Consider the following 20,393-nt stretch of genomic DNA (forward strand, 5'->3'; position numbering starts at 1 on the left):
AAAAATCACAGCCCCTCGAATAACCATTCAACCACTACTAAATACTATATATCATCCATAAAAGAATGTTAAATCACGAAAATGTTAAATTCGTAATATTCTCCTCCCCGCTGATTTTATAAACAAAAAACGCTTTGTTCATATATATAACTGAAATCAATCAGATGCTCTGTAAAAAACAGCTTTTAATTTAATCGAAAACATCACAAAATAAGAAACCAACATTAAAACATCATCCTATTTCCGTATTTTTGTTGTCGATAAAAATTTTTCCGGCAACCACATTGCTATAAGTAAAATGAAAAAAAACTCCTACATCATATTCCTGATATTAGCGATACTGACAATCGTTTTATTTTTTGCCGATTTGGTTTTCGGAAGCATCCGAATCCCTGTTCAGGACATACTCTCAGTTTTCACCGGAAATAAAAAAGACATTATTACATCCGAGATTATACTCAACCTGCGTATCCCGAAAGCTATTACCGCCGTACTCACAGGCTCTTCGCTTGCAGTGGCAGGTCTTATGATGCAAACCCTCTTCCGCAATCCTTTGGCCGACCCGTATATCCTTGGAGTTAGTTCCGGGGCAAGCCTTGGAGTAGCCATTACCATTATGGCAACCTCCATTTTGCCCATTGCATTTACCCACAACGGTTGGCTATTAATCATTTCGGCCACTATAGGGGCTTTGCTGGTGCTACTTCTGGTTATTGCTGTTTCGTTCAGGGTAAGAAATGCAGTATCGCTGCTTATTGTAGGCATCATGTTTGGGATGATAGCCGGTTCGCTGGTCAATGTGTTGCAAAATTTCAGCAACCCCGATTCTATAAAATTATTCGTCATGTGGACATTTGGAAGCCTGAGCGCCGTTACATGGGAGTATATGAAAATACTGTTTCCAGTTGTCCTTATCGGGTTGGCAATGGCTTTCTCCCTTCAGAAAAGACTTGACGGGCTTTTATTGGGCGAGAACTACGCCCGCTCTCTAGGCATTCCTATTACCGCCACCAGAGTATTGATAGTTATAGCAACCGGACTGCTTGCCGGAGGAGTCACTGCATTTGTAGGGCCTATCGCCTTTGTGGGTATTGCTATTCCGCATATTGCACGGGGGTTATTCCGCACGGCAAATCATAGAGTGCTTCTACCCGCATGTGTACTTTGTGGGTCGTCGCTACTGCTCGTATGTGATTTAGTATCGCAAATCCCCACACACCATCTGCCCATCAATACAGTTAGCGCCTTATTTGGCGCTCCTATAATTATATGGATAATTATGAAAAGAAGCCACTAACCCCCTATTCCCCCTACCCGAAAATGAAAAATCTTCTATCTGCATATAATTTATCCATTGGCTATTCAAAGAAAAAGAATAACTACACCGTACAGTCAGACCTCAACCTTGAGCTGAAAGCAGGAGAACTGGTGTGTTTGATAGGGCCTAACGGAAGCGGGAAGTCAACTCTGATGCGCACACTGTCGGGTTTGCAAAAAGCATTGAAAGGCGATGTACTTATTGATGAAAAGAATATAACCACCCTATCCCAAAATGAAAAGGCGCTATTAATATCAATGGTACTTACCGACCGTGTAGACATTGATAATGCAACCGTATACGATATTGTTTCTTTAGGGAGATACCCCCATACAAGCTGGTGGAACGGGATATCTAAAAATAATGACGAAGCTATTAGTAACGCTATCAGGATGGTTCATCTGGAGCATAAAACGCTCAGCCCCCTGAGTGAACTGTCGGACGGAGAACGCCAACGTGTGATGATAGCCAAAGCCCTGGCACAAGATACCCCTATCATTCTGCTGGATGAGCCTACAGCACACCTCGACCTGCCAAACCGTGTAGAAATAATGCTCTTACTACACAAGCTGGCTCACCAGACCCAAAAGGGTATTTTGCTCTCAACCCACGAGTTAGACCTTGCGCTACAGGCAGGCGACCGCATTTGGCTGATGGATTTACAAAAAGGGGTAAAATCGGGGATACCGGAAGATTTAGTACTTAACGGCAGTTTCAATGAAACATTCGAGAGCAAAAACTATTTCTTCAATCCCTCCAATGGTAATTTCTCGATGAATTATGACTTGGAGAAAAGCGTATCGGTTTCGGGAGATAAAACCCGTATGTACTGGACTTTAAGGGCACTGGCACGGGCTGGATACAAAGTAATTCCGGAGGCAGCAATCAGAATTGTTATAACTGAAAACGAATGGGTCGTTCAGGATAAAAAAGTAAGCAATATCGAAAATTTGCTCAACGTGATGAATACCTTATAACACACTCCATACATAGCAGCTCCAAATGTGACAAAAGGTCTACATACACGAGCGCATCAAAACAACCTAATACACTGATAATCAGATGCTTATCTAAAATCACGAATCTCTGATTACCAAGTTCGTAAAACGAATTTCCTCTCCTGTCCCTCGTTTGCAACGAGGGGCTAAATGGGAACCACGTTTTAAACGTAAAGCCATTAACCTCTCGTTATAAACGAGAGGTAGGAATTGCGCAAATAAACACAAATTTACGCAAAATCCTATTTTATTGAAATAAAGCAAGTTACAAAAATAAAATTTGCGTAATCTGCGTAACTTGCGTTCATTTTACTTCTGAAAATTACTCTGATACAAATAGCGTTTTATGCTCTTTTTAGGAGTCTTTTCAAACTCGTGCGGATAAAGCTGAATTTTAATAATCTTCTCGTAAGCCCCTAATATAGCGTTTACAGCTTGGCGGTTTTCTTCCATTTTAGCCTCCAACTGTTCCTGGCTAAGATGCTGTGAATCTACCGCCTCATAGTCGGGATATACCAGCGCTACCAGTTTCCCCTGATTTTCCACTACTAAACTTTCCATCACATACGGCATATTGTCCAGCTTCGCCTCTATCTCTTCCGGATATATATTTTGTCCGCTACCGCTAAGTATCATTGTCTTAGCCCGTCCGCGGATAAAGATATTGCCTTTTTCGTCAACAGTACCCAAATCGCCTGTTAGCAACCATCCATCTTCAAAAACTTGATTGGTAGCTTCTTCATTCTTATAGTAGCCATCCATCACGTTTTCACCCCGAACACATATTTCTCCCGTTCCCGTTTCAGGGTCAGGGTCTTTTATTTTCACCTCCATTATATCCAATATCTTACCGCACGACTTCACGGCAAAGTCTTTTTTATTGGCATAACTTATCAGGGGAGCACACTCGGTCATTCCGTAACCTACCGTGAACGGAAATTTCATTTTATAGAAAAAGTCTTCTACTTCGGCATTGAGCGGCGCGCCACCAATAACGATTTCGCTGAATTCGCCACCAAAAGCGTCAATCAGTTTCTTACGTATCTGCGCCAATATAGTTTGGTCCAGCAATGGGATGCTAAGCACCCATCGCATGGCAGGTTTAGCTATCAACGGAAGTATCTGCTTCTTATAAATCTTCTCAATAATCAGAGGTACAGTAAATACCACACTTGGCTTCACTTCGGCAAAAGCCTTCAACAGTATCTTAGGCGAAGGTGTTTTCCCGATAAAGTGTATATGACAGCCGGCACAGGTAGAGGCCAAAAAGTCGAAGGCACAACCATAAGCGTGTGCCAAAGGCAAAAACGATACGATACGGTATCCGGGAGCCACAAGTTTTGTACGGAACCCGAAAGTTATGTTTCCGGCAAGCGCATTACCGCTCGTTAACACTCCCTTACTGAATCCGGTAGTGCCCGATGTGTAGTTTATCGACACTATTTCCGTATTCGGTTTGTCAACATAGCGCACACAATCGCGAAAAAATCCATTAGGATATTTACCGTAAAACAACTCCTTAATACTATCAGGTTGCAGGCGATGCCTGTCGAGTATATCAGCAGGCTCTACAGGAGCACTGTCTTCTGTATTATCTTTAGTAAATTTTTTCTGGTTAAGTATAGCAATACAATTAAAATCGCGCAATGAGAAAACAGCTTTTATATGAGCCAGTTTCTCTTCTTCAAGCGATTCCCAGATATTTTCGCCGGTGAACAATAGTTTTGATTCCGAATGGTTTGCAATATGATGCACATCATTCGGGTTAAAATCCTGCAGGATAGGAACTATTATTGCTCCATAAGTAATAGTAGCAAGATATGTGATAGCCCAGTTGGCTGAGTTTCTGCCTATTAACGCTATTTTATCGTTACGTTGGATATTGCATTGTTCAAATAAAACATGCAGCTTAGCTATTTTCTTAGATATATCAGCATAAGTCAATGTTTTATCTTCGCCATAATCGCTATAACCGGGCAAATCCCAATTACTGCGGAAACTGTCCTCAAACAGTCTTATCAGATTTTCTTTAACCATAAGTTCTAAAATAAAGCCATTTTATTACGGTTGCAAAGATATAAAATTACACGAAATCAGCAAAAATGTGCAATTATTTTTCGTTTAAAATCTGTAAAAAAAATCTATAAACAACCTCTTACTTATTTTGATTGGAATTGATACATAATTCCAATCTGCCCGCGATGATGGGTTTTATTATAAAACGAACCGAATGAGTATTCTCCGTATATACCAATAGCATAAGTAAACATATAGGATACACCGATACATATACTATATTCAAAAAAACTGATTGCCATTTTTTTACTTTCAACATTCTCCCAAAGCTCGGTAGCAACACCAAGGCATAAACCATAATATGCATCGAAACCTAAAGGGAGTCTTAATTCCAACTCATCGGGCAATGAATGATATGTAAATTTCAGACCATAGTAAAACGAATCAGAAACTGAGCGTGCATAGCCAATTTCATACTGCCTATCATTGTAAACGAAATACCATTCTTTGTCATTATGAAATATTTTTGCATACGACCAATACACACCTGTTTTAAAGTTATCGAATAATTCGCAATCACCTTCCAATCTGATTGCAGGTTTCACATCATGATATTCTTTTTTCGAAAACTCGTAGATTTCCACAGGTCTACAAGCCGCAGTTCCAACACCTAATTTCACCGAAGAGAATAATTTTTCCTGCCCAAACAAATAATTTGACAATAACAGAAAAAGCACAGTAAACAAAACAGAATTTCTTCTCTTCATAAAACTTGTATTAGTACAATTATTCTATTTTGAAAAAATCCGTATCCCATGGAATAAGTTTTTCACCACAAGATACGGATAAGTTTTATTTGAATTGTATTTTAAAATGTAAATATGCAATTACCACTGATGCGTTAAAACGCAATTATTTTCAGCAATTCCCTATTTCACAACCACATACAGAAGCATATCGTTTTTCCGATTTAAAAATTTACGTTAATATTTAAAGTCCCATAGAGACGGGGGGTTGGTAATGACCGGCTTTTAGTACTGCCTCTGCGTGCCGTAGGTACGCTACTTGCCACAAAGGTTTCGTACCTACGGCACGAATAATGCCCGTCATTATATACTGTTACCAAGCTTATACTCCTACGGAGCACATGGATAATATTTCAATCTCCAAAAAACATTTAACGCATCAGTACTAATATGCAATTAATTGTTGCGATACAACCGCACAGAAGCAAGGGCTTACTTTTACCTTTGATTCGTACATTTGGGGTATTTTCTAATAGTTACTAAAAGTAAGAACCGCCCTGTAAATCACTACAAGGCGGTCTCAGTTTATGAACAGAATACTTATAAAAAAAGAATAACTAACTATTCTTATAAGTCGAATTGAATGAATTATGAAACTAATAAAGAATAGACATTAAAAACATCATTATCTTTATTTGTCTGCATAATAAGGGTTTGTGTGTAAAAACCATGTTGAAATCATAGTCTTATTTCTTAAATCCCCTGTCTTGCCGGAAGATTCTTTTCGCCACGAAGTGGCAGGTTACTTCAGCCCAATGTGTTGCATTGGGCTGAAGTGAATAGCTCCACTCTACGCGCTGAAAATGTCGATTAATCTGAGAACAGATTCAAACTTGTTTAAAATCTGTCGAATGTGAGACATTTATGTAAAGCGCAGGTTAAACTTTAACTTGGGCTTACAGCCCGCCAAGTTTGCTATTGCAAACTAACCCAAGGCGACGCTTCGCTTTGCCATTGGGCTAAATTAAAACGGGCTTACAGCCCTTAAAATCATGATTCTTCTAACGCTTAAAATCTTCCGGCCACCTGTCTTGCCGGATTTGTAATCCGGCAATTGATTAATAGCGGATTTAAAATCCGCAGATAACAGCTTTCGGATTGCTGCTCAAACTTGTTCGCTTTGCTTGCAAAGAAATCCGAAAGAACAAGATATTATTACTTATTTTTTATCCTCTTCACGTTACTCATGCTTCTTAAGAAGCGTTTTACGAGAGAAAAGCCTTACAAGGTAAAGGACTGAAAACAACAACAATACTCCTATTGCCGGAGAAACAGGCCCTTCTATCTCGTTCATAGGAGGATTGTATCCGGGGTCGACCGATTCGCCCGGGTCTTCGTCGTTTGTCGACAACAGGTTTACATTGTTTCGTACAGCAAGAAATAGCCCGGCCGATTCGCTTACCGACGAATATGGACGTGCCGAAGCGTACATCTTCAGTTCCGGGCCCCCATACACTATTTGTTCTTGTCGCTTTTTAATGTTCCGATTGGGTGCTTGATATACGTACTGAGCAGTTGGCGATTGAAGCTCGTCCACTACAACATTGTAGCCCTGTTTGGAATTAAGAAGCGATATGGTACTGGTAGACTTCATTGTTACACCCAAGCGCACATCCATGTCTTTTTGCGATTGGGATGCCGGATTTTTATCTGTCGATACATAATTAGGCAGACTTACGTCGTCCGACTTTTTCTTGCTTGCAGAGGTATCCGATTTCTTTAGTGATATATCTACCGGTTTTTCCGATACGTCCGAATAGGTAAAAACAACAACCGATTCGTTTCCTATCGTACGTTTTTTCTCGCTTTTATCAGAAAGCAGATTATTTATCAGAAAGAAACCGCCTCCCGTTGCTATAAGTATTATTAAAATAATTTTTTTCATTGTTTCTTTTTATGTTTTGCATAACCGAGCTGCCTATGGGGCTGGCCGGGCAATCTCTTGCTTGGCCAAACCCCGGCGGCTTCAGTACTATTTTATAATAACTTTTTCGGTTACTGTTTCACTGTTATTTTCCATAACTGCTTTCACAATATATACTCCGTCGAGCGGATAACCCGAGATAACGGTCATTCCGTAAGGAGTTATCTTGCGCGAACCTAAGATGCGTCCCGACAAGTCGAACAGATACAATTCGCCTTGACCATTGCCTTTGTTAAGAGCATAGATATTACGGTTTTCAGTATAAATGCTCAATACACTTTGGCTATCCGACAAATCGGTAGTTTGCTCGTTGGTTACTATGCGGAAGCGTTTTTGCAAACTATCGCTGCTCGTAGCTGTAAATTTGTACTCGGTTCCGCTGTCGGTAATGTCGGTTACAGTACCACGTTCCAAGTCGAGCAGATAAATAGCCGCATATATTTCCGCTGTATTCTCGTGAGTGAAACGCAAGGTAAACTCGCCTTCGGCTCCCGGTACAAACGCAAGCTGCGTATTATTGATGCTTGGTACGGTATTTACCTGATAGTTACCATCGGCTTCGGCAGCGTAAATTTGTGTAACGTTATTTCCGCTAAGCACTTTGCGGCCGTCCCAACCGTTGTCGTAACCACGGGTGGTATTGGCTTCGGTAAATATCCACAAGCGGTCGGCAGCAGTTTCGCCTATCACATCCACCACAGTGTACACTTTGGCCGGCAACTCGGTTTCTTCTGCCGTAACAGGTGCTACCCGTTGAGCAGCCGTGTTATTTCCTACTGCGCCGGCGTAGCCAAACGACAGTGTTCCTGTGTTTTGTCCACTAAGCAGTTTTACCACATAACCTTGCATCGAAGGGATACGGCTCAACAATCCGGCTGTTCCCGCATGGTTTTTCGGGATGGCTACAAACTTACCTGCTACAATGGCATCGGAAGCCGAGGCCGACGAACCGTCGTTTGCTTGCCAGTCGGCATGCGAACCTGTGTTGAACAGGTAAACTGTTTCTTCCAGACCTCCGTCGAAGTTCATTTCGCTTATTTCCAGCCCGGCCGTGTACGGGTTACTTATTACGTGTTGTCCCTCGTACTTGGCTCCCGAAGTACGTGCAAATGTTTTGCTGTAATCGGCGTTCACCAGTTCGCCACGGAATGTATATGTTTTCGACGCTGTTTTGCTGGTTACTTCGTAGCCCACAAATGGCACAAGGTCGTCATTACCGGTCATCTCTGTCCAGTAGTAGTTGGCAGCATCATTTGTTCCTGTTTCGTTCCAACGGCGCAAGTAGCTTCCGGCAAACGATGCCGAGGCTTTTGTTCCCGATACGGGTACGCCTATGTATTGCCATTTGTACATATCGTTAGGCGAAGCAGCCTGGTCAACATACGCCTTGCTGAACATCTCTACCGTAGCATTTACAGTTACACCTTGCGGATAGATGAATGTAGCATTCGGAACAGTTGCGCTGCCGGCACCTACAATCAGACTTGTATTGTCTTTCAACGACACGATACCTGTAGTAGTAAGAGCCGCGCCTCCGCTTATACGAAGTTTTTTATTCGACTGGTTCACTATTTCGGCTACAGTGTAGCGTTCGTCCTTCTTAATAACAAGGTCGTTCACAGCATTCTCGTCAAATTCCAACTCTTCGAAATTTTCCAACGGAATGTTCATCAACCAGTTTGTACCTGTTTTCCAAGCGGTATTGGTACGGCCAATCCACTTGTTTTTCTCGTGATACTCGTAAGCTCCGAGGTCTATCTCAAGGCCACCTACACGAGGTTTACCACTTAGTTCACGTGTTGTCAGAAGGTCTAAACCGGGATAAAGCGCTTTTTGACCCAAGTCGATAGCCGGACTTTCGAACAACAGACGATAGTTACCTCCTGCCCTGTCTACAAACATCGGATCGACATTCGAAATCACGTTCACTCCATCTATTGTTTTGGCAAGCTCAACCAAGCTGTGGGTATAAGTAACATAAGATGCACTACCACTTACTCTACCAAATACAATACTGTTGGTCATGCTTATTTTTCCCGAAGCACGGTATATCGAAGCCGAAGCCGTAGCGCCTACGTTGTCGATAATAGTAGCATTGTGAAGCGTCATTGTCGATTTTGTACCCGACAGATAGATACCTCCACCGGCTGCTCTTCCCGAACTGTTTTTCGCAATCAATATGTTTTTCAACACCGGCGACGAGTTTCCTACATTGTAAATACCTGCACCGGAATAAGAAGTTTTATTTCCGATTACCGCCACACTGGTAATAGCCGGCGACGATGCCGTCATGTATATACCTGCACCATAATAAGTAGATATATTCGAAGCTACATTCAGGTTGTTCAGGTTTGGCGACGATGCTGCCATGTAAACTCCTCCACCATAACGACGGCGTACAGTTTGTTTATTCACCGTGATGTAAGAATTGTTTCCGTTAGCCTTACCGTCGGTAATTGTAAATCCGTCCAATACTGCCGTGCCCACATTGCCCGTCGAAATCACTACGTGATACGAGTGGGTTTTGCCATCGCTTTTCAATGCACCGCTAAGGATAGAACCCTGCGTAGCATCGTATGCCACAGGCAGAACACGTTTGTCGGCCAGTGTGCGGATATCATTTTCGGGGTCGAAACCGCCGTAAATATGGATATTGGGCAACAATACAAATGCACGGTCGCGTTCGGTTTTTCCGTTTCCGGCTCTGTAGTGCGGGGTATATGTACCTACAGCTACAAATATACTGTCGATGTCGGTATTAGTACCTCTTGTTATTGTCAGCAGTGGGTCGCTCAAGTTAGGATAAGCCAGTTCCCACGAGCTTCCGTCAGCCTCATCAGGTACAGCCGCCGATTTATAATCCTTCACATATACAATACCGTTGGCATCGGGTGCTACTGCACGACGCTGTACCTCGTATGCTCCAAGGTCGGATTTCACGTTGAAAATACGCGGGTTACCTGCCAAGTCAACAGTAGCAGTAGTATACGTATTATCTCCCTTATCAACTGCGGGGCTCAAAGGCAACAGGCTGTAATCGCGAGCCTCGTTGTTGGCAAACATCGGATCTTCGTTCGCCACTACTATTCCGGCCGGATTTCCCACTGCTGTAGCACTGCTGTACATACTGTTTTTGTAAGTTACCGAACCTCCTACTCTACCTATGATGATACTGTTTTGGAATGTCACAGTACCGCCACCACGGTAAAGGGCTGTCGAAGCAGTTGCTCCCTTGTTGTCGGCAATAGTCACATGGTTCAGCGTAAGCGTTGTAGAAGTATAAATACCGCCTCCGGCAGCCGTACCCGAACTGTTGCCTGCTATCACACTATTACTTATTTCAGAAGTTGTGTAACTGCTGATATAAATACCACCGCCGGCAGTTCTGGTTGTAGCGTTATCCACTACAGAACTATGACTTAAATTAAGCTTGGAAGGGCTTCCGCTCGAACCTATAACATAAATACCTGCACCATACGATTTTGATTTATTGGTATCAATGTTCAGATTGCGAAGCGTAGGCGCAGATTCTCTGATATAGATACCGCCACCATAAGTACGGCTAATTGATTCGCCTTCGATATTAACGGTAGAGCTTCCTTTTGCATTACCTCCTGTAATTGTAAACCCATCGAGTACTGCAGTACCTACGTTGCCCGATGATATTACTACGTGGTATGCCATCAATGTACTATCGGCACTCAGGTAACCGCTAAGGACAGAACCTGATTCGGTATCGCCCGTTACAGGCATAATACGCTTATCAGCAAGAGTGCGGATATTGTTATCTGGGGCAAAACCTCCATATACTTTTACGTTTGGAGCCAACAGGAACGTACGGTCTTGCGCCTGAGTACCTGTACCCACCCTGTAGAGTGGAGTATAAACACCCGTTGCAACAAATATGCTGTCGATACCCGAAGTAGTTCTTGCAGCCGCGTGCAGCGGTTCGCTCAGGTTAGGATAAGCCTTTTCCCAAGAGCTACCGTTGGCATCATCAGGAACTATAGCATCTTCGTAGTCTTTCACATACACAATACCGTTGGCATCGGGCACTACTGCAACTTTACGCAGCTCGTAAGCACCCAGGTCTATCACATCATTAAATATACGGTCGTTTCCGTCCAAGTCTACTGCAATTCCGGCTGCCAACGTATTATCTCCCAAGTCGATAGCCGGGCTACCCGGTTCGAGACGGAAATCGTTCGACGTAGGAGCTATAAACTGTGGTGTTGCATTCGATACAATTCCGGCAGTAGTAACCGCAATGCCTTCGCGAAGCGTGTTGCTATATGTTACTGTACCGCTTACTGTACCTACAATGATGTTATTTTTCAGTGTCACCACACCGTTGCCTCTATAAATAGCAGTTGTAGACGACACAGCCTTATTATTCGCAATAGTAGTATTTACTGTTTCGAATGTAGATGCTGCTGTACCCGAAGTATAGATACCACCACCATAAGCCGAGCCGGTTACGGAGTTGTTAGCTATAAGGCCGTTTATAATTTTCACGTTGGATAGCCCTGTATTATAAATACCTGCTCCGTGGCTTCTTGATTTGTTGTTCACTACAGACACATGGCTCAACACCGGCGACGATGCTGTAAGGTACATACCTCCACCATAGTTGCGTGCTTCGTTGACACGTATATTTACATTGCGTATTGCAGGCGATGATGATACCAAATACATACCACCGGCATAACGGCGGTTTAATGTCTGACCGCTTACCTTAATGGTACCGCTTCCGGTAGCCAGCCCTTTGGTTATTGTAAATCCATCGAGGGTAGCAGTTCCTACATCGCCTATCGACAACACCACGTGATGTACCCGTGCTTTACCGGTTCCGTACAAATCGCCGCTAAGTATCGAACCGCGTGTAGCATCGTCGGGACGTGGCATAATACGCTTGTCGCCAAGGACACGAATACCGTTGTCGGGGTCGAAACCTCCATACACATTTATATTTTTTACCAGTGTGAATGTACGGTCTCTCTCCAATTTTCCGTTACCCGAACGGTAAAGCGGTATGTAAGTTCCTTTTGCTACATATATCGTATTAATATCGGTAATAGCACGGCTTGCCGCTATAAGCGGGTCGCTCAGGTTAGGATAAGCCAGTTCCCACGAGCTACCGTCAGCTTCTTCGGGCGCGGTGGTTGTTCCGTAATCTTTCACATACACGATACCGTTGGCATCGGCTTTAACCGCACGTTTTTGCGATTCGTAAGCACCCAAATCCACTACGTTGTTGTAGATACGCGGGTTACCTTCCAAATCTACCGTACCTACGGCGTTGGCGTTATTACCCGCATCCACTGCCATACTTACCGGAAGCAGGCGATAGTCGAACGCTTCGGAATTGATGAACATTGGGTCATCTATCGACACAATACCCACAGGGTCGCCCACAGCATTGGCTCCGGTGTACAAACAAGTGTTGTAAGTAACCGTACCACCTACTTTGCCTACAATGATACTGTTATTGATAGTAACCGTGCCTGCCGAGCGATAAAGAGCTGTTGATGCAGCTGCACCTGTATTGTCGGCAATAGTTACCTGATTCAGCGTAGTTGCTGTAGCTGCTGTAGCAATACCGCCACCCGAAGCTGTGCCCGAAGCGTTACCCGCTATCAAGCTATTGCTTATGTTGGCTGTAACATTTGTGTTAACCCTGATACCACCACCCAAGTTGGTCGATGTATTACCTGTAACCGAGCTATGGCTCAGGTTAAGAACTGAAGGTGCTTCCGCGCTTCCGGTTACATACATACCACCACCATAAGTAGCTTTATTCGAATCGATATTCAGGTTACGAAGTACAGGCGAAGCATTTTGTATGTACATACCACCACCATAACTTCTGTTTACAGACAGCCCATTAATATTATTGTTTGTAGTAGCCGAGGCATAACCTCCGCTTATGGAAAATCCATCCAAAGCAGCCGTACCTACATCGCCCAAGGCCATTACTACGTGGTATGCCATTGCCGTACTATCGGCTGTAAGGTATCCACTCAGTACCGAACCCAACTCGGTGTCGCCCGGTACAGGCATGATGCGTTTATCGTCGAGCGAGCGAATGTCATTATCGGGGTCGAAACCGCCGTATATTTTCACATTCGGAGCCAGCAGAAACGTACGGTCTTTGCTTGTAGTAGTAGTTCCTACCCTGTAAAGCGGGCGGTAAACACCTACAGCTACAAATATACTGTCGATATCAGAAGCCGGACGCGATGCCGCGTGCAGCGGTTCGCTCAGGTCAGGATAAGCCAATTCCCACGAGCTACCATTAGCATCGGCCGGAATCGGATTGGTTCCATAGTCTTTCACATACACAATACCTTCAGCGTCGGCCACAATCGGCACTTTGCGTACTTCGTAAGCACCCAAATCCACTACGCCGTTGAACACACGCTGGTAGCCATCCTGATCGAGTTCTATTCCGGCTGCCAAAGCGTTATCACCCAAGTCGATAGCCGGGCTACCCGGTTCGAGGCGGAAATCGTTGGAACTCGGAGCCATAAATTGTGGATCGGCATTCGATATAATCGTTCCTGCACCCAATGTTCCACCCTGATACAAGCTGTTGGTATAAGTTACCGTACCGCTCACTTTACCTGTGATAATGCTGTTTTTCAGCACCACTGTACCACTGGCACGGTAGATAGCTGTAGAAGCAGCCACACTCGTATTGCTTGCAATAGTCACTTGAGTTAAGTCCACAGCCGAAGTAGTACCCGTAGTATAGATACCACCACCGTTGTAAGACGCACCGGAGGTATTGCGTGCAATCAGACCGTTGGATATTTTCACAGCAGAATTACCTGTGTTATAAATACCTGCACCATCGCGGGTTGCAGTATTATTCACAACTGACAAGTGGCTTGCCGTGAGAGACGATGCAGATGCTAAATAAGCACCACCGCCATATAGGGCTGCCGTATTCTTGTTTATCATTACATTGCGCAATGTAGGAGCCGAAGCAATGATGAAAATACCGCCACCGTAACGGTTGGTTATTGTATTTCCGTTAACAACATTAGTACTGTTTACATTAGCGTTTCCACCTGTGATGCTGAAACCGTCGAGTACGGTAGTACCTACATTGCCTGCCGAAATCACCACGTGATATACATTGTCGGTTATAGTAGGGTCATTAGCATTCAGGTCGCCACTCAGGATTGAACCACGTTCAAAATCGTCCGGGCGCGGAAGAATACGTACACTATCTAATGTGCTGATACCATTATCGGGGTCGAAACCGCCGTATATTTTCACATCCTTAGGCAACAGGAACGAACGTGTGCGCGCTACTGTACCGTTTCCGGCTCTGTAGATAGGCTTGTAAGTACCTATGGCTACAAATATGCTGTCGATTTCGGAACCAAAGCGGCTTGCCGACAGCAAGGGGTCGCTCAGGTTAGGATAAGCCAACTCCCACGAGCTACCATCGGCATCTTCGGGAACGGTGTTGTTGCCATAATCTTTTACATACACAATACCGTCTTCGTCGGGCACAACGGCACGTTTTTGCGACTCGTAGGCTCCCAAGTCCACCGCATTGTTGTAAATACGGGGATTACCCGCCAAGTCGATATCCATTGTAGCATAAGCATTATTACCCGCGTCTACAGCCAAACTTACAGGTTGCAAACTGTAGTCGTAAGCCTCTTCGCTCATAAACATCGGGTCGTCGATAGCCACAACACCCGCAGGACTACCTACAGCCGTAGCTCCGGTGTACAAACAAGTGTTGTACGTTACCGTACCGGCTACTGTACCCGTAATAATACTATTGTTTAAAGTAACAGTACCCGCCGAACGGTATAGAGCCGTAGAAGCTGTAGCACCCTTGTTATTTGCAATAGTCATATGGGTAGCTACCAATGATGTACCGGCATAATAAACGCCACCACCTGCTGCCGAACCGGATGTATTATCGGTTATTAAGCTGTTATGCATTTCGGAGGTTGTATAACTTCCAACATAAATACCACCTCCCGAATTAGAAGCTGTATTGGCTATAACCGAACTGTAGTTCATATCGAAAACAATAGGTGTAGCTGAGCTACCTGATACACAAATACCGCCACCATAAGTTGTTGCTTTATTGGAGTAGATATTCATATTCCGGAACAATGGGGATGCGTCTTTTATCAATACGCCGCCACCATAAGTTCTACTCATTGTTTTTCCATTCACGCTATTAGAGCCACTGCCTGTAGCACTACCTCCGGTTATGGTAAACCCGTCGAGCATAGCCTTACCTACATCACCTGCAGCCATTACTACGTGATATGCCATCACGGTGCTGTCGGCACTGAGGTATCCGTTAAGAATAGAGCCTTGCGAATCGTCACCCGGAATAGGAAGAATACGGTCGTCGCCCAAAGTGCGAATGTCGTTATCAGGATCGAAACCACCATATATCTTTACATCAGGAGCCAACAAGAAAGTACGGTCTTGGCTTACTGTACCTGTTCCCACGCGGTAAAGCGGAGTATAGCTACCTACAGCCACGAAAATACTGTCGATTTCCGAAGCAGGTCTTGACGCTTCGTGAAGCGGGTCGCTCAGGTTAGGATAAGCCTTTTCCCACGAGCTACCATCCGCTCCCACAGGAACGGTTTCTTCTCCGTAGTCTTTTACATATACAATACCGTCGGCATCGGGTACTATCGGGTTCTTAATGACCTCGTAAGCTCCCAAGTCTACCACATCGTTGTATATACGTCCGTTTCCATCTTGGTCAACTTCAATTCCTGTAGCCAAAGCATTACTACCCAAGTCGATAGCAGGACTACCCGGCTCCAAACGATAGTTGAGCGACGAAGCATCTACGAATTGCGGATCGGCATTGGATACTATTGTTCCATCGGCCAGTGTTCCACCCTGCAACAAGCTATAACTGTAACTTATCGTACCTGTTACTTTACCCATAACGATACTGTTGTACAAACTGGTAGCACCACCGGCATGATAAATGGCAGTAGAAGCCGCCGTGCTTGTATTATCAGCAATAGTAACGTTGGTCAGGTCAACAGCCGAAGTTGTTCCGGTTGTATAAATACCACCACCGTTGTAAGATGTACCAGCACCATTACGTGCTATCAAACCATTGCTTATTTTCACTGCAGAATTTCCTGTGTTATATATACCTGCACCATCGCGGGTTGCAGTATTGCTTATCGCCAACAAATGGCTTGCTGTGACAGACGAAGCTGATGCTGAATAAATACCACCACCATATAGAGCGGCTGTATTCTTATATACTTTTACGTTGCGTAATGTAGGAGCCGAAGCACTAACATAAATACCGCCACCATAACGGTTGGTAATGGTTTGCCCGTTCACTACATTTGTACTGCTTACGTTAGCGTTTCCACCTGTGATGCTGAAACCGTCGAGCACGGTAGTACCTACATTACCGGCCGAAATTACCACGTGGTAAACATTGTCGGTTATAACAGGGTCGTTTCCGTTAAGGTCGCCGCTAAGGATAGAACCGTGTATCTCGTCCGGTTTCGGAAGAATACGTGCGTGCTCCAATGTACGAATACCTTTATCGGGGTCGAAACCGCCGTATATTTTCACATCCTTAGGCAACAGGAACGAACGTGTGCGCGCTACTGTACCGTTTCCGGCTCTGTAGATAGGTTTGTAAGTACCTACGGCTACGAATATGCTGTCGATTTCGGAACCAAAACGGCTTGCCGAAAGTATCGGGTCGCTCAGGTTAGGATAAGCCTTTTCCCACGAGCTACCATCGGCATCTTCGGGAACCTCGGCTGTACCGTAGTCTTTTACATATACGATACCATCGGCATCATTAACAACAGCGCGTTTTTGCGATTCGTAAGCTCCCAAATCCACCGCATTGTTATAGATACGCGGATTGTCGGCAAGGTCGAAAGGCATCGTTGCATACGCATTGTTTCCTGCATCAACAGCAGGGCTTATCGGCATCAGACTATAGTCGTACGCCTCCTCGCTTACAAACTGCGGATTGTCGATAGCTACAATTCCCGCCGGATTGCCTACAGCCGTAGCACCGGTATACAAACAAGAGTTGTAAGTTACCGTACCACTCACTTTATCAGTAATGATACTATTGTTGAATACAACTGTACCTGCCGCACGTATAACACCTGTTGAAGCAGCAGCCCCTATATTATTCGCGATAGTAACATGAGTCATTGTCAACGATGTACCACCTGCATAGATACCACCACCTGTGGCAGTACCTGAGCTGTTGCCGGCTATCACACTATTGTCAATAGTTAATAAAGCGTTAGCGTTTATATAAATACCACCACCCGAGTTATTACCCGAAGCATTCGCCAAAATTAGGTTGTTACTCATTGTCGAGGTAGTATAAGCAGCGATATAGATACCGCCACCTAAAGCACCCGACGTATTGTTGGTTACCGAACTACGGCTCAAATTGAGTGATGCAGGCTCAGCAGCAGTACCAATAGCAAAAATACCTGCTCCGTAAGAAGATGAGTTATTGAAGTCGATACTTAAATTGCGTAAGGTTGGTGCTGAATTAGTGATAAAAATACCACTACCATAATTTCTGTTTACGGTTTTTCCATAAACGGTAATTGTTCCGGTACCTTTGGCACTACCTCCGGTTATGGAGAATCCATCCAAAGCGGCTGTACCCACATTGCCTACCGATACCAATACGTGATATACCATAACCGTACTGTCGGCAGTCAGGAATCCACTAAGTACAGAACCTTGCGAAGCATCGCCCGAAGTAGGCAAAATGCGTTGGTCGGCAAGGGTACGGATGTCATTGTCGGGGTCGAAACCTCCATATACTTTTACATCGGGTGCCAGCAAGAAAGTACGGTCTTGCTCCAAAGTACCTGACCCTACTCTGAACAACGGAGTATACGTTCCTACTGTGACAAATATGCTGTCGATACCCGAAGTAGAACGGGCAGCTGCAAGCAAGGGCTCGTCCAAATTAGGATATGCTTTTTCCCATGAGCTACCATCGGCATCAGTCGGAACTGTTTTGTCTTCGTAGTCCCTTACGTATACAATACCTTCGGCATCGGGAATGATTATTGTTTTTTGCGATTCGTACGCTCCCAAATCCACCACACTATTATGAATACGCGGATTGCCTGCCATGTCGGCTGCTATTCCGGCTATCAGGGTATTATCACCCATGTCGATAGCAGGACTTGCAGGGTCTAATCCGTAATTATTGTTGGTCGGGTCAGTAAATTGTGGATAATCGTTGGCAACGATAGTTCCGGCTGCCAGCGTACCGCCTTCGAGCAAGCTGTAGTTATAACCAACCGTACCACTCACTTTGCCCATAACAATGCTGTTCGATACGTTTACCGTACCACTGGCATTGTGAATAGCTGTGGAAGCTGCTATTGCAGTATTGTCGGCAATAGTTACACTTGTCAGTTCTACCACCGAATTAGCTCCGGTAGAATAAAGCCCTCCACCATTGTATGATGTACTGGTAGTGTTTTTGACTATTAATCCGTTCTTTATTTTCAGCGAGGAATCGCCCGCATTGTATATACCGGCTCCGTCGCGACCTGCCGTATTGCCTACCACTGCTATATGGCTCGCATCCAACGAAGATGAAACTCCCTGATAAATACCTGCTCCAAAATAACTTGCGGCATTAGCGCTGATATTAATATTACGCAATATAGGTGAAGAACCACTAATGTAAATACCACCTCCGTATAAGTTATTTACCATCTGAGCATTAACCGTAATATTTCCACTTACATTGGCATTACCTCCTACAATACTGAATCCATCCAGAAGTGCAGCGCCTACCTCTCCGGCAGATATTACCACGTGATATACATTATCAGTTATAGTAGGGTCATTACCATTCAGGTCGCCACTAAGGATAGAGCCTTGGGCTATATGCCCCGGAAGTATACGCTTATCGGCAAGGGTACGGATATTATTATCGGGGTCGAAACCGCCGTATATTTTTATATCCGGAACCAACACAAAAGCACGTGTGCGTTTAGGAGTACCATTACCTGCCCTGTAAAGAGGCTTGTAAGTACCTTTAGCTACAAAAATACTGTCGATATCAGTTCCTACACGGCTTGCAGCACGCAATGGTTCGCTCAGGTTAGGATATGCCTTTTCCCAAGAACTACCGTCAGCATCGGCTGGTATAGTTGCAGTACCATAATCTTTCACATATACAATACCTGTTGCATCAGGTGTGACAGCACGTTCGGCAAGCTCGTAAGCTCCTAAATCAACTGCTCCATTAAGTAAACGCGCGTTTCCTGCCAAATCCTCAGTCATACCATCGGCGTAAGTATTATTACCGGCATTTACTGCCGAACTTACAGGCATCAGCGTATAATCATACACCGACTCGTCTACAAACTGTGGTTCGTCGATAGAAACTACTCCTGCCGGGTTTCCAATAGCGGTGGCTCCTGTATACAAGCTACTATTGTGAGTTACCGTTCCGCCCACTGTTCCACTCACAATAGTGTTGTACAGGCGTACTGTACCCGCTGCCCTATTGACAGCAGTTGAAGTAGCTGCTCCCGCATTGTCGGCAAAGGTAACGTGAGTAAGATTGAGAGTAGTTCCGGCCATATGGATACCGCCACCTGTAGCTGTACCTGCACTGTTTTTAACTATCAAACTGTTGTTTATAGCTGATGTAACGTTTGCTGCAACATAAATACCCCCTCCGGCACTATTAGTAGTTGTATTGTTGCTTACAATACAGCGGTTCATATTAAGTGTCGAAGGTGTAGCTGCAGCACTACCCACCACATAAACACCTGCACCATAAGTAGTGGATGTGTTCGAAATAATATTTAAATTACTTAGCTCAACAGGCGAATCGACGATATGAATACCGCCACCATAACGCCTGTGCACCGTTTTTCCATTAACCGTAACCGTATTATTTGCACCTGTAGCTTTAGCTCCCGTAATGGTAAAACCATCTAAAACAGCGGTTTCTGTATTTCCTGAGGATATCACTACGTGATAAGCTGATAGTGTTCCATCGCCATTTAAGTCTCCGCTCAATATAGAACCTTGCGAAGTTTTACCCGGAACAGGAAGAATACGTTTGTCTGCCATGGTACGAATGCCATTATCAGGGTCGAAACCGCCGTATACTTTCACACCCGAAGGTAGAGGGAAAGCACGGTCTTGCTCCATTGTGGCATTGGCTCCCTGCATAAGCAGAGGCACATACTTACCTATAGCAACAAAAATGGTGTCGATGCCTGAAGCCGAACGGCTTGCAGCCAGCAGAGGCGTGCTTAACTCAGGATATGCTTTTTCCC

General features: G+C 44.5%; 6 protein-coding genes. 2 read left to right on the forward strand and 4 right to left on the reverse strand.

The window, feature by feature from the left end; translation table 11 throughout:
- Window positions 1–298 precede the first annotated feature (298 nt).
- Together D0T49_RS05135 and D0T49_RS05140 are read left to right on the forward strand one after the other, a co-directional pair.
- Window positions 299–1,297, forward strand: coding sequence for an iron ABC transporter permease (locus tag D0T49_RS05135; protein WP_163629521.1), 999 nt, complete (start codon window positions 299–301; stop codon window positions 1,295–1,297).
- Window positions 1,270–2,295 carry an ABC transporter ATP-binding protein gene (locus D0T49_RS05140; RefSeq protein WP_163629522.1) on the forward strand — a complete coding sequence of 342 codons (1,026 nt, stop codon included), beginning with the start codon at window positions 1,270–1,272 and terminating at the stop codon, window positions 2,293–2,295. The genes D0T49_RS05135 and D0T49_RS05140 overlap by 28 nt, the downstream gene beginning before the upstream one ends.
- A 330-nt stretch (window positions 2,296–2,625) precedes the next feature.
- On the opposite strand, the gene D0T49_RS05145 is transcribed toward D0T49_RS05140, so the two are convergent.
- From D0T49_RS05145 to D0T49_RS05160, 4 genes are all read right to left on the reverse strand, one after another.
- Window positions 2,626–4,353 (reverse strand): AMP-binding protein, encoded by a 1,728-nt coding sequence (locus D0T49_RS05145; RefSeq protein ID WP_163629523.1) that lies wholly within the window; start codon window positions 4,351–4,353, stop codon window positions 2,626–2,628.
- 122 nt (window positions 4,354–4,475) lie between these two features.
- On the reverse strand, window positions 4,476–5,099 hold the full coding sequence (locus D0T49_RS05150; protein WP_163629524.1) for a hypothetical protein: 624 nt from the start codon (window positions 5,097–5,099) through the stop codon (window positions 4,476–4,478).
- Between the two features lie 1,219 nt (window positions 5,100–6,318).
- The gene (locus D0T49_RS05155) at window positions 6,319–7,023 is read right to left on the reverse strand and encodes a hypothetical protein (RefSeq protein WP_163629525.1); all 705 of its coding nucleotides are present in this window, start codon (window positions 7,021–7,023) and stop codon (window positions 6,319–6,321) included.
- Window positions 7,024–7,110: 87 nt separating this feature from the next.
- Entirely contained in the window at window positions 7,111–20,286 is a 13,176-nt protein-coding gene (locus D0T49_RS05160) for a choice-of-anchor Q domain-containing protein (protein WP_370519608.1), read from the reverse strand.
- Window positions 20,287–20,393 lie beyond the last annotated feature (107 nt).

The organism is Paludibacter sp. 221, assembly GCF_010501035.1.
Lineage (GTDB): Bacteria > Bacteroidota > Bacteroidia > Bacteroidales > Paludibacteraceae > QVMH01.

Excerpts from the sequence above, each read along its gene's own strand:
- D0T49_RS05135 (WP_163629521.1), top strand. The coding sequence starts at position 299 with ATGAAAAAAAACTCCTACATCATATTCCTGATATTAGCGATACTGACA.
- D0T49_RS05140 (WP_163629522.1), top strand. The coding sequence starts at position 1,270 with ATGGATAATTATGAAAAGAAGCCACTAACCCCCTATTCCCCCTACCCG.
- D0T49_RS05145 (WP_163629523.1), bottom strand. The coding sequence starts at position 4,353 with ATGGTTAAAGAAAATCTGATAAGACTGTTTGAGGACAGTTTCCGCAGT.
- D0T49_RS05150 (WP_163629524.1), bottom strand. The coding sequence starts at position 5,099 with ATGAAGAGAAGAAATTCTGTTTTGTTTACTGTGCTTTTTCTGTTATTG.
- D0T49_RS05155 (WP_163629525.1), bottom strand. The coding sequence starts at position 7,023 with ATGAAAAAAATTATTTTAATAATACTTATAGCAACGGGAGGCGGTTTC.
- D0T49_RS05160 (WP_370519608.1), bottom strand. The coding sequence starts at position 20,286 with ATGCAGGGAGCCAATGCCACAATGGAGCAAGACCGTGCTTTCCCTCTA.